This window comes from Aeromonas sp. 55A (assembly GCF_051919665.1).
Classification (GTDB): Bacteria; Pseudomonadota; Gammaproteobacteria; order Enterobacterales; family Aeromonadaceae; genus Aeromonas; species Aeromonas veronii.
The window spans coordinates 3615600-3628073 of sequence record NZ_JBQBEH010000008.1 but is presented as its reverse complement, the minus strand read 5'-3'; the positions used below and the strand labels follow the sequence as shown (position 1 = coordinate 3628073).

Sequence of the window (12474 nt, the reverse complement as noted above, 5' to 3'; positions counted from 1 at the left end):
AGCAAGATGAGCATGCAAACTGAGCCGGTGTTTGGAAAGGTCATCGTCGTGGATCCCATCCCGTTTCGCGGTGGCTCCAAGGTTGCGACCGAAGTGCTGCTCGATGAGTTGGCCAAACGGATGCCCGGGCTCACATGCCATGTGTTGACCCAGGATCCCGACTCCTGGTCCCGTTGTCAGCATCATTCCCTTTGGTTGCCCCACATATTGAAGGGGCGGGAGTCCGGCATCGGCTATCTGCTCAAACAGGGGTGGCAGACCCTGCTGATCCTCTGGCTGGTGTTGCGTCTGGGGCAGGTGAAGTGCCTGGTGGCGGCGTCCGGACCGGGAGTGGATCTCTGCTGTTACTGGGCGGCCCGCTGGTTGCGGTGCCGGGTGGTTCAGCTGATCCATGGCCCTGTGGGGTGCTCGGGGCTCTCTGCCAGAGCCCTGCAACGGGCGAGTTTTGTCTTTTATCTCGAATCAACTCGCAGCTCCCTGGCGGCGCTGCTGGCCCGGCTTGGCGAGACCGAGTTCCCGTCACACTGGCAGCCATTTACCAATGGTTTGAGCGAGATTGATTGGCCCAAAGCGACTCTGGGGGGGCCTCGTATTTTGTGGGCGGCCTCGTTGCTGCGCTGGAAGGGGCTGGAGACCATGCTGGCCGCCCATCAACTGATCCCTGACGCTCGCCCCGAGCTGATGGTGTGCTATCTGCAGCCCAAGGGCACGCTGCAACCCTGCAGCCAGCCTCAGCCACAACTGCCAGACACGCACTGGTATGCCAACCCCGCAAATCTTGACGAGATCCGATCTCAATGCGGCATTTTTGTCTCCACCAGCCATCAGGAACCGTTTGGTCTCTCCATTCTGGAGGCCATGGCGGCGGGATTATGCGTAGTGATCCCGGCCGATGGCGCCTGGTGGGATCGACACCTCATCGATGACGTGAATTGCCGCAAATATCAGCCAAACGATCCCGGCGATCTGGCGCGGGTGCTGGCCAGCCTCAATGCCATGCCCGACGTGGTCAAGCGACTTGGCCATCATGCCCGCCTGCATGCCATGGTCCATTACAACGCGGCAGATACCTATCAAAGCACAGTGGATCAGTGGGAAAGTATGTTGCGATGGGATGCGTTGAGCCTTGCCGTGCATGGTTAGCGCGCAGTGGTTCCCCGTGGGGAGGATGGGGGGGGATGAGGGACTTATGGGCAGAGGGGTTACGGGAGGCTGGGTGACTCCGCCACTCTGATGCAGTTACGGCCGGATGATTTGGCGGTGTAGAGCGCAGCATCAGCCAGTTTGACCAGTTCAGAGGGCTGCCAGTAACTCGATGGTCTGAGGCAGGCAACACCCATGCTAACGGTCACCAGACCGGTGGCATTTTGTGCGTGTGGCTGCGCGAGTGCAAAAATCAGCCGCTGGATATGTTGGGCAATTTCATAGGCGGATTGACGCTCGACATGTGGCAACAGGATGACAAATTCCTCTCCACCGTAGCGAGCCACCAACTCCCCCGAGCGGCGCCCGGATAGCGCCAGGGTATGGGCCAGCAATCGAAGGCACTCGTCACCGGCAACGTGGCCATAGAGGTCGTTGAACTGCTTGAAATGATCGATGTCGAGCATGATGAGCGCAATCGGCATCTCTGTCTGAATACAGTGCTCCCAGGCCTGGTTCAATGAGTTGTCGAACAGACGACGGTTGCCGATATTGGTTAGCCCGTCGGTATTGCTGAGCGCTTCCAGTTTCAGGTTCGCTTCCGCCAGCTCCTTGGTTCTGATCTCGATAATGAGCTCCAGCTCATGTTGGCGCTCCTCCAGACTGGTCATCGGGTAAATTTCGCTTTCCCGAGCAGCACTGTAAGGGATGGAGATACTGCTGTGAGCAATTTTCCACGCCATGGCTTCGTGTCGAAAAATCAGCACCAGCCTGGCGGTTCTGCGGGAGAGTATAGGTTCGGATTTCGGTAGATGGATATGGAAGAAGGCGGTGACAGCCACCACATCCGCGGCCAGATCTTGCAGGGTCACATCGAGTATTTCCAGGCGGATCCTGCCCGGGGTCTGGGTAAAATCGCGGCGGGTTATCCGGACCCACTCATCTTTATCGGTAACCAGAACATCACTGCTGCCGGCAAAACCGCTGAAATTGTCGCTAAACCGCGTGGTGAGCCGATCATCCCGTGATGAATACAGCTCGATGTACTCATCAAACAGTGAGCGGATCAACTGTTCCCGTTCAGTGGTCATTGCGCTGGGCCCATGTGAAGTGGTCACGTTTTTCAAACGTTCGATTGAACTATAGTCAATTATGTCATTTTAGTTGGCTATCTATTTTGATTTTTCTCGTTTTTTTGTTCGATTACCGTTATTGGCAAGTGTCCGTAAGGTCAGTCAGAACAAGGTACCATGGAGAGGATTAGCATGGCTGTCCGGTGCATATCCTCCCCATCTCTATTGCGCATCGGGTTGACCACCGGTGACAAGACGGCGGGTCTGCATGCAGATCCCCAGACTGCAGGCATCAGGTAACCCAGAGTGCCTCGCTGCGATCAATGGCTGGCGAGATAGGGGCTGATATCCACCTCGTCAATGAGCTCCGGGCTCATGTAACGCTTGGCATAGCGCAGGTAGACGCCAGAGCGGAGAAAGAGCGCAAACAGCTCGGGGTCGATATGGTGATCCTGTTGCATAAATCCCATGATGCGGATGGCCTCCGAAAGAGATTTGGCTTTCTTGTAGGGGCGATCGCCGGCGGTCAGCGCTTCGAAGATATCGGCGATGGCCATCATCCGGGCAGGGATGCTCATCTCGTCCCGTTTCAGCCGCTTGGGATAACCGGTGCCATCCATCTTCTCATGGTGTCCCCCTGCGATTTCCGGCACCTGTTTCAGGTTGGCGGGGAAGGGGAGTTTTTCGAGCATGATGATGGTCTGGATCATGTGCTCGTTGATCTTGTAGCGCTCCTCATCTGTGAGGGTGCCCCGGCGGATGGCGAGGTTGTAGAGCTCGCCGCGGTTATAGAGGTATTCGGGGGGGTTGACCTGAAATCCCCAAGGGTTGTCAGGGGCAAGGCGGTCGCGGTTGCTGCGGGTGAAGAGGTGATCCGGGCGATCGGCCAACAAGGGTTCGGTGACCGGCAGCGGTGACTCCGCGGCCCGCTGTTTGCGCGCCAGTTCATCCTGAGAGATCCCAATCCGATCAGAGAGCGTGCGCTGCCAGGTGCGGCCCGCGATCTGCTGCAGCCTTGCAATATCCTCTGTGGCCATAAATTCGCCCCCTTCGTTGCAACGGGCGATAAAGGCAAACTCCTCATCCAGCTGTTGCCACTGCTGTTGCAGCGTGGCCTGTAACGTGGCCTCATCACCCCCTTGGAGACGTGCCTGCCAGTAGGCAATCTCGGCATCCCGTTTCAGCACTTCAAAGCGCATCCTGACCTCGTGAATGCGATCGCACAGGGTTTCCAGCTTGGTGGCCTTGTCGACCACAAACTCCGGAGTGGTGACTTTGCCGCAATCGTGCAGCCAGGCCGCGATATGTATTGCTTCCCACTGTTTTTCATCGAGCGAGAAGTGTTGGAAGGGGCCCTCCTTGGCCTCACATGCCGCTTCTGCCAGCATCTTGGTCAGTTCGGGGACTCGCTGACAGTGGCCACCGGTATAGGGACTCTTGGCATCGATGGCCCCTGCGATGAGCTGGATAAAGGCTTCCAGCAGATTGCGCTGCTCCTCCAGCAGCCGCTGGGTGGTGAGTGCCACGGCGGCGGTAGAAGAGAGCGCGTTGACAAATGCCATCCGCTGCGGGGTCAGGGACTTCTTCCGTTCATCGATCAAAAACACCAGGGTGCCGAGCAGTTGGCCATCACGGTTTTTCAGGGCAATCGGCCAGAAGGTCAGCGGTGTGTCGCTCTCCTCAATGTAGGGAAACAGGATCTGCAATTCGCTGGTGACCAATGCAACGGGTTCCAGTTCTACCCCTTGCAAGCTCTGGAACAGTGGATGTTTTGGCTGATTGAGGGTTCCGATACTGTGGATCGGCGTTTGCTCCTGCACCTCGCCATTCCAGCATAACCCTGCCAGATCCAGTGTCTTGTTGCCGCTATCGGAGAGGTAGAGCATGCAGCCTGTTGCACCGGTCAGTTGCTGCATTTCGGTGAGCAGCCGCACCAGCAAGCGGGGGAAACTGGTCTCGCTGGAGAGGGAGGTGGAAAGCTGCAAAAAGCGCTGAATGGTCGATTTCATGTCGCCCATGGCCTGGGAGAGATCGATGATTTCAGCAATATAGGAGTTGACTCTGATCGGATCGTTGAAGTCGAAGTGGGCGATTTTTCCTGCTTCTTGAGTCAGGTCATCAAGGGGCCTGGCGGCGGTTCTGGCCAGCTTGATGGCCGCGAACAGGGCAAAGATCAGGAAGATGCCCGACAGAAGGAAGGTCTGATTGCGAATGGTGAAGGCGGTGGCCAGCAACTCATCGACAGGTGCTGCAATCCAGAGGGTTAATTTTGACCCATCGGCTTCCGGTAAAGTGATACGCATTCCTTGCCAATCATTGCCCTCTGATTTAAAGGAAAGACTATCTGCCTTCTGATTCTGACTGGCATTCATCAAGTGTTGGATCATAGGCAGGTCGGCTTCGGTCACTCTTGCAAGTCGATAAGCGCCATGTTCATGAATCACCATCCCACCTTTATGACTTGTCATTAGCTCGCCCTGCTCATTGACGATGGCTAGACGCATATTGGGGGTTATCTTGGCGGATTTGAGCAGGCGCTCGATAGCTCGGAGGTTCAGGCTCATCCCTATGACGCCAGCCCCATTTTGCATTGGTTCGGCAAAACTCAGGTACATCTCCTGAGTATCGTGCGAGATATAGAGAGGGGATTGCACCAGCTGTCCACTCTGCTTGGCCTGAATAAACCATGGATGCTCTATTGGATCAAAAAATTGTCCTGATTCCTCTTGCCGTTCAATGATGGTGAGATTGTCGGCCAGCGCGAAGGTCTCCGTAAGAGTGGTTGCCTCTTGATGCCGGATGCTCTTAACGATCCAGCGGGTATTGGCGGGCGGCGTTAGGTGTTGTACCTCGGTGTCGGCAGGCCAGCGCATGAGCCAGAATAGATCGCCGTTGTTGTAACCGGCATACACCGCGTTGGCAGAAGGTTGTCCTTTGAGCAGGGTTGTCATGTAGGGAAGGCTGGCCATTCGCTCTGACAGGGTCTTGGCTTCGGTCAGGCGCTGTTGGGCGAGCAGATTGACGCTTAAAGCTGAGGTGCTGAACAGTCCTTCTAAAGCCTGAGTGGTGATTTGGCCAATCAGGCTGAATCTCTCTTCTGCCTCTTTCATCAGCATGGTTTTGGTTTGCCGATATTGGTGACCAAGAGTGATCAAGGCAAACACCAGCAATAAACCCAGAAACAGATGGGCAATATGAACATACAAGGGGATAACGCGGCGAATGAGACTCATGTTATCTCCTTAAATGGATGGGTTTGTTGAGTGGGGTATAAATGAGATAACCCAACAGGATAATGGGTAGCTTCATGGTGTTCGCCCTTGCTGCTTGCATTAAAGAGCCCCCGTTGCGTAAACCACCAGATGACAATAAATGGAAAGGGGTGATAAATCCTTTTTTTTATTCACCCATCGCAGTAGCCAAAAATGATCCACGGCGATGTTACCGCAGAGTTCTGTGATCGTGATTCTTTTCACTCTGGATATGGATTGAAACCCTCTTTTTGCGGGAAGTGCGCCGAGATATTCAGCAGCCTGGTTTCTTCATCCAGCGACACAGTAACGGTGGCGCCATGGGCTTCCAGCATGATTTTGCCATGATAGCCATTGTGACTGTGTGCTTCTTTGTTGTTATTAGAGGATGGGAATCTGTCGAACAGAGAGAGGACATTGTTGATATCCAGCAAGGTCGAGCTATCAATATTTAAAATAATGCTGTCGGGGTATTTCAGACAGACAATTTCCACGCAGGAGGAGGGTGCCGCATGCTCACAAGCGAGCCGTGTCAATATTTGAAACGCGGAATAACAGAGAAATTCGTCACCTGCGATGAATAGCTCATCATAGAGGTAATTTTTGGGTTTGGTCAGCTTGATATCGAGCTTTTTCTCGGCATAGAGATTTTTGAATTGCACCGAAAGCCGGTTGAAAATATTAAAGAGCTGGACTTTACCCGCTTTCAAAACAAAGGTGCCGGTTTCAATCTGGTAAATCTCGCTGGCCAGCCGGGTCAATGCCAGTGCATCGCCTACAGATTTTCTGGTGATGGATAGCTGGGTTTTTTGGAGCATGTTGAGCGATGAGTCGGCCGCCAGCTCTTCCAGCAGGTGTAGCGCGTTGAGCAGGGGCTCCCGAATTTCATAGCGGATATTGAACTCGAGGCTCTCTTTGAGCGCATTGAGCTCAAGCATCTGATCGAACTCTTTTTGCAGATCTCTTCTGGCATGCACCAGCCGCATCAGATTGGCAATGCGAAAACGCAGCATCTCGATGTCGATCGGCTTGGTGATAAAATCGACGGCCCCCAGTTTCATCGCCCGTTTACGGGAATAGATATCATCCAGTGCCGTCATAAAGACGATGGGGATGTGCTCTGAGTGGGGATGTTCACGCAAAATTCTGGCGACATCGAATCCGTTCAGGTTGGGCATCATGATATCGAGCAGCACCAGATCGGGTGGATTATCCGATTGGCAGATCCTGATCGCTTTTTCGCCATCCTTGACCAACTTGAGATGAAACTCTTTGCGAAATACCGAGGTGATCAGCATCAAATTATCTGGAACATCGTCAACCACCAGAATGGTTGGACTATCCTGATTGCTGGCGACCAGATCGCTGTTGGAAAAACGGTGTAAACGACCGAACTCAAATTGTGAAAGTGGGGGCTGCGACTGGCTGGTTGCCAACAGCAGCCGAGTGATCCTGGTTTTAAGGGTATCGGGCTTGAGCGGGGTCAAGATAATGTCAGAGACTTTCGCCTGGACAAATTGTTCGATTAATGGGCGATCTGTCCCTGAGGTCAGGGTCAAAAATGGCAGTGTGTGATGAGGTGCCCTACTGCGAATATTTTTCAGCAGCGTGAGCAAGTTTGCCGAATCGAGATCGATATTGCAGATGATCATGGCGGCAGGGCCATCAGCCACGCAACGTTCCAGCGCCTCGACACTCTCCACCACCGTAATCTGGCTTATGCCAATGGCTCGTAACTGATTGCATAGCGCATCGCTGTGCACATTATCTTTTTCCAGTACCAGCGTGGGCCCGGAAATTATTTTTGCTATGTCCATATGGCTATCTGATGTGCCCATCTGTCGCTGTATCCTGCCAGCTCATTTTGAGCATGATAATATAGGGTGCATGACCCCGGTCAACCGATACCTCTGCTACCTTGCGCTGGAAATATAAATCTGCAAGCTGGCTCATCACCCAACGTGATAAAGAGAGCAATCCGATATCATCATACCGTTGGTGCTGACCCATCTTCTGATGGTGTACAACCGCCATTACCCCATATCCACTTTTTTCTTGTATCCGATTTATCCCTTGTGAGTTGCTGGCTCCTGTCGGGTTGTGCGCACATTTCAACCGGGTTGTCATGGCTGCCTGTCGGGGGATCCGTTATGGTGTGAGAAAGGTTGGCAGGGGTCGCCATCCTCCATCTTGGCAGGGAGAATCACGAGATATGGAACATCTTGCCCCGAGCGCGGCTCATCCTATGGTGCTGCTGGTTGATGATAAGAGTGGCTGCCACAAGTTGATGAATGCGCTGCTCGGTGAGTGCCTTTTATTGCACGTCTTCTCCTGTGAGGCGGTGCTGATGATGGCCAGGCAGAACGATGGAGCATGCTGTCAACCATGAAATCGCGTCTCTGGCACATTGCTGCCGTGCTGTTGCTCTCCCTGATGTTGGCCACGCTGGTCGACGCCTTCTATCTGGAGCTGGAGCGGCAGGAGTATCGCCAGTCGCTGGATACCCGCATTCAGCGCGAGGGCGACAATCTGCAGCAACTGACCCTCTCAAGCAAGGGGATGGGGGCGGTGCAACTGGCTGGCCGCCTCAACCGCGAGATCCAGCAAGCGTCACTGCTCGAGCGGGGGGAGCTGAGCCCGAGCGAAGCTCTGCAGGTGTTGGCGCAGGGGGTGAAGGCCAATCATGCCTTTGTTACCAATAAAGCAGGGGTGATTGTCCGTGATTGGGATGCGCTTGGCCGCCATGTCGTCGGGCAGGATGTGTCGTTTCGCTCCTACTTCAGGCAAGGGCTCAAAGGGCTGGAAACAGTAGATGCCGGGGTTAGCCTCAATACCGGCAAGCGGATGATCTATGTGGCGGCGCCAGTCTCTCACGATCGGGCGCAAGGGAGCGACATTACCGGGGTGGTGGTAGCGCGCTACGAGATGGCGCTGCTCGATACCTTTCTGGCCGGGTGGGGCGATACCATCGGTTTGCTGGTCTCGCCAGATGGAGTGGTGATGGCCAGCAACAAGAGCGACTGGCAAATGGCGGTGGTGGGACCGAACTCTGCCGCCAGGCAACAGCAGCTCTTTGCCTCTCGCCTATATGGACACTACTTTGCCCCGGATCGCAAACCGGTGATCCTGCCTGCACTCGATGGCAGTGAAGTTCGGATAGGGAAAGATAGCTATCTGGTGAGCCGCATGCCTATCGAGTGGCACGATGCCAAAGGGCAGTGGACGCTGCTGCTGTTGGGCAATGTGGAACAGGCCGTGTCAGGATGGCGGCGAGTGGCCTTGTTCGGCACCGCCCTGTTGATATGTCTGAGCTCGGCCCTGCTCTGGCAGGGGCGGATGTTGCGTCGCCGCAGTATCCGCGAGCGCAACGAGCAGTTTGCCTTCCAGCAGGCATTGATCGATACCCTGCCACATCCTCTCTTCTATACCGATAATCAGGGTCGCCTGCTGGGGGTAAATCGCGCCTTTACCAGCTCATTTGGTGGTGCCCGCCCGCTCGAGGGCAAGCGGTTGGCGGAGTTGCCCCAACTTGCCGGGTTGGACTCGGCGGATGAGGACAACACCTTGTTGAGGGTGGCTGGCAGCCAGGCCAGAACGCAGCATGAGGTGCGCCTGTTTTCGCCGGATGGCCGTCCTCTGGACATGCTCTATTTTCTCTCGGGGATCGAGCTTGCCGAGAGCGAGCGAAGCGGTGCGGTCGGCAGCTTGGTCGACATCACCCCGATCCGTGCCGCCGAGCAGGCCATGCGGGAGGCTCATGACCGGATAGCGGCAGATCGCCAGCGGCTGCACGAGAGCGAGCAGCGGATCCAGTCCATGGTGCGCAACGTACCGGGTATGGTCTATCGCTGCTTGCCTCATCATCCCTGGACCATGTTGTTCGTCAGCGACGAGGCGGAAAAATTAACCGGCTATCCCGCCAGCGATTTTGTCGATAACAGCCGCGATTTTGGTGACTTGATCCATCCTGATGACCTCGAACTGAGCAACCGCAACACCATCGATGCCATTGCCGAACATCGGCAATACATCAACGAGTACCGCATCTTCGATCGCTGGGGTCAGCTCCGCTGGGTCTACTCCATCGGACTCGCCACCTATGATGCCGAGGGTAAGGCCATCTATCTGGACGGGATCATCTTCGATTTCAGCGACCGCAAGCAGGCTGAGGCCGCCATGCTAGAAGCTAGGCAGATCGCCGAAGATGCCACCCGAGCCAAGAGCGAATTTTTGGCCAACATGAGCCATGAGATCCGCACGCCAATGAATGCCATCATCGGTATGGCCCATCTGGTGCTGCAAACCAACCTCTCCCCCGAGCAGCACAACTATGTGAGCAAGATAGACAGAGCGGCGAACAACCTGCTCGGGATCCTCAACGACATCCTTGACTTCTCCAAGATGGAGGCGGGCAAGCAGCAACTGGAGAAGGTGGATTTCCAGCTCAACGAGGTGTTCGAGTGGCTGGCGGATCTTACGGCGTTTCGGGCGCGGGAAAAGGGGCTGGCGCTGCTGTTCGATCTGGCCGCTGATCTGCCTGACCGTTTGTGCGGCGATCCCCTGCGGCTTGGCCAGATCCTGCTCAACCTGACCAGCAATGCCATCAAGTTCACCGAGCAGGGAGAGGTGATTGTCCGGCTGGCACGCAGTAACGAGCGAGATGGCAAGATCTGGCTGCAGGGCAGTGTGCAGGATAGCGGTATCGGCATGACAGCCGAGCAGTGCCAGCGTCTCTTCCACTCCTTTGAACAGGCTGACAGCTCGACCACCCGCAAATATGGTGGCACCGGTCTTGGTTTGGCCATCACGCACAATCTGGTGCAACTGATGGACGGTGAGATCCGGGTGGAGAGCGCCCCGGGGCAGGGCAGCGAGTTCCACTTCCGTATCTGTCTCGCCACCCTGGCGGATCAGGGTAAGGAGAAAGAGCAACGTGTGGCCATGCCGCTGGCGCCGCAGCGTCTGCTGTTGCTGGAGTCGTATCCTGCTTCGCGAGCGGCCATTCTCCACCAGCTGGCGGCGCTGCCTGTTGAGCTTGTCTGCGCGGACGAGCCCGCCGCGCTGCTGGCACTGCTGCATCAAGGCATCGCGGCGGGCAAACCCTGTGATCGAGTTGTGCTGGGCTGGCAGGAGGGGGAGAGCTGGTTGCCAGAGGTGCTGCAGGAGGTTGGCACGCTGGCAGCGCCGCCCGCGATCTTGCTGATCACCTCGGGCGATCCCGCACCGCTTGCCAGCTATGTTGCTGCGCTGGGGTTGGCGCCGTGTGATGTGCTGGCCCATCCGTTTACCCCGCAGGCACTGTGTCAGGCATTGTGTAAGGCGCAGGGGGGCGATGCCGTGGGACGAGAGGCGTTATCGGATGCAAGCCCCCATCATCAGGTTGCGCTGCCCGCTCATGGGTTGGCGGGGGCTCGTCTGCTGTTGGTGGATGATAACGACATGAACCGGGAGGTGGCGCTGGCCCTGCTGGGCAAGGAGCAGATTTCCCTGGTCTGTGCTTGCGATGGGGCACAGGCGCTCGCCCTGTTGGCGCAAGATCGCGGGTTTGACGGCATCCTGATGGATTGCCAGATGCCAGTGATGGACGGGTACACCGCGACCCGGTTGATCCGCGCCGATCCGGCGCTGGCCCGGATCCCCATTATCGCCATGACAGCCAGCACCATGGCCGGGGATAAAGAGAAGGCGCTGGCGGCAGGCATGAATGACCATATCGCCAAACCCTTGAATATGCCGCTGTTGCTGGCGACCCTCTCGCACTGGATCACACCTGCCAGACCTCTGGCTGCCGCCAGCAAGTTGCAGGTGACTGACGATGCGACCCCTTGGCAAGGCGTGCCCGGCCTTGACGTGCAGCGGGGCATGGCCGTGATGGGGGGCGACAGTGCGCTCTACCGCAATATGTTGCAGCGCTTCTGTAGCGGGCAGCAGGGGTTTGCAGCCAGTTTCCAATCGGCGTGCGCATCGGATGACAAGGTCACGGCCCGGCGTCTGGCTCACACCCTCAAAGGCAGTGCCAGCACCATAGGGGCGACCGGTGTGGCGGAGCAGGCGGCGCTGCTCGAGCAAGCTTGTGAAGAGGGGGATTACGTGAGGGGCGCAACCCTCTTGCCATCCCTGATGGCCGAGCTGAAGCCCCTGCTGTCTGGGCTGGAAGCCGCGCTGGCAGTGTCCCCTGTGACGATGGGCGCTTCCCGAGGCATCGATGCCGGGATGCTGGCGGCGCAACTCCAGCAGTTGGGGGCCTTGCTGGCACAGAGCGATGCCCAGGCGTTGGCGCTTTGTCAGCAGATTGAGGCTGATCTGGCTGGCAGTGCATTGCCGCTGCGTGCTGCATTTCAAGAGGTGAGCCGGGCGGTCAACGAGTTCGAGTTCGATAAGGCGCTGCAGTTGCTGGCACCACTGCTTGGGTGATGGTTAACACCCTTATCGCTTGTCATGTTCATCGTCATCCCAACTCATTTTTTAGGGTTGCCATTGAACAAGAACAATTATCATCTATATCGATAGATATGGATATTTACGCTATGGTTAATTACGCAGGGTGACGTGAAGGTAAATAGTGTGAATACGTGCAGTAACATCTGTAACCGGATGAGCGAATGCATCGCGAGCTAAATATGTACACTATGTTGCAGGCAGCCTCCACCTTGCCTTTTATCTTACCATTAATTTGAATGCAGATTCACGATGATGCGTAAACATATCCGTGATCGCGATATTTTACTCACCAGCATCCAAGACAATAAATAGTGGGGGAGGTCATACTGATATGCATACCTCGGCGGCATCTTTTCATTAAGCGGTGTTAAACCTCAGGGAGGCCAAGCGGGGTTGTGCTGTGTGGGCTCGCAGTAGAACGTGTCGCACTGAAGCGCAGGTAAAATGCAAACTGAAACCAAGCGACAGCAGGTAAATCGTGCCGTGCAGGCCGTGCTTGCTACCGGTGGCAGCTGGCCGTGAGACAGTTCTGGTGTGGGGAGGCAAGTCAGGAGGTTGTCCCGTGG

General features: G+C 56.1%; 6 protein-coding genes. 3 read left to right on the top strand and 3 right to left on the bottom strand.

Going from position 1 to position 12474, the window contains the following annotated elements; all coding sequences use genetic code 11:
• Window positions 1–6: 6 nt before the first annotated feature.
• A complete protein-coding gene (locus tag ACTG2G_RS20760; RefSeq protein WP_439985812.1) occupies window positions 7–1143 on the top strand; it encodes a glycosyltransferase family 4 protein in 1137 nt (378 codons plus the stop codon).
• A gap of 59 nt (window positions 1144–1202) precedes the next feature.
• Here the strand turns inward: ACTG2G_RS20760 and ACTG2G_RS20755 are convergent, their stop codons facing one another.
• The 3 genes from ACTG2G_RS20755 to ACTG2G_RS20745 all read right to left on the bottom strand — a co-directional run bounded on the left by ACTG2G_RS20755 (window position 1203) and on the right by ACTG2G_RS20745 (window position 7305).
• Window positions 1203–2234, bottom strand: a complete 1032-nt coding sequence (locus tag ACTG2G_RS20755) for a diguanylate cyclase domain-containing protein (RefSeq protein WP_439985811.1) — start codon at window positions 2232–2234, stop codon at window positions 1203–1205.
• A gap of 302 nt (window positions 2235–2536) precedes the next feature.
• Window positions 2537–5449: an HD domain-containing phosphohydrolase gene (locus tag ACTG2G_RS20750; RefSeq protein WP_439985810.1), complete on the bottom strand. Its 2913-nt coding sequence runs from the start codon at window positions 5447–5449 to the stop codon at window positions 2537–2539.
• A gap of 239 nt (window positions 5450–5688) precedes the next feature.
• Entirely contained in the window at window positions 5689–7305 is a 1617-nt protein-coding gene (locus ACTG2G_RS20745) for a response regulator (RefSeq protein ID WP_421265745.1), read from the bottom strand.
• 374 nt (window positions 7306–7679) lie between these two features.
• On the opposite strand from ACTG2G_RS20745, the gene ACTG2G_RS20740 reads away from it, so the two are divergent.
• The gene (locus ACTG2G_RS20740; protein WP_158113075.1) at window positions 7680–7856 is read left to right on the top strand and encodes a hypothetical protein; all 177 of its coding nucleotides are present in this window, start codon (window positions 7680–7682) and stop codon (window positions 7854–7856) included.
• Window positions 7853–11881, top strand: coding sequence for an ATP-binding protein (locus ACTG2G_RS20735; protein WP_439985809.1), 4029 nt, complete (start codon window positions 7853–7855; stop codon window positions 11879–11881). The genes ACTG2G_RS20740 and ACTG2G_RS20735 overlap by 4 nt, the downstream gene beginning before the upstream one ends.
• Window positions 11882–12474 lie beyond the last annotated feature (593 nt).

Bases quoted from the DNA above. Each gene is read 5' to 3' on its own strand.
- ACTG2G_RS20760 (WP_439985812.1), top strand. From the start codon at position 7: ATGAGCATGCAAACTGAGCCGGTGTTTGGAAAGGTCATCGTCGTGGAT.
- ACTG2G_RS20750 (WP_439985810.1), bottom strand. From the start codon at position 5,449: ATGAGTCTCATTCGCCGCGTTATCCCCTTGTATGTTCATATTGCCCAT.
- ACTG2G_RS20745 (WP_421265745.1), bottom strand. From the start codon at position 7,305: ATGGGCACATCAGATAGCCATATGGACATAGCAAAAATAATTTCCGGG.
- ACTG2G_RS20755 (WP_439985811.1), bottom strand. From the start codon at position 2,234: ATGACCACTGAACGGGAACAGTTGATCCGCTCACTGTTTGATGAGTAC.
- ACTG2G_RS20740 (WP_158113075.1), top strand. From the start codon at position 7,680: ATGGAACATCTTGCCCCGAGCGCGGCTCATCCTATGGTGCTGCTGGTT.
- ACTG2G_RS20735 (WP_439985809.1), top strand. From the start codon at position 7,853: ATGAAATCGCGTCTCTGGCACATTGCTGCCGTGCTGTTGCTCTCCCTG.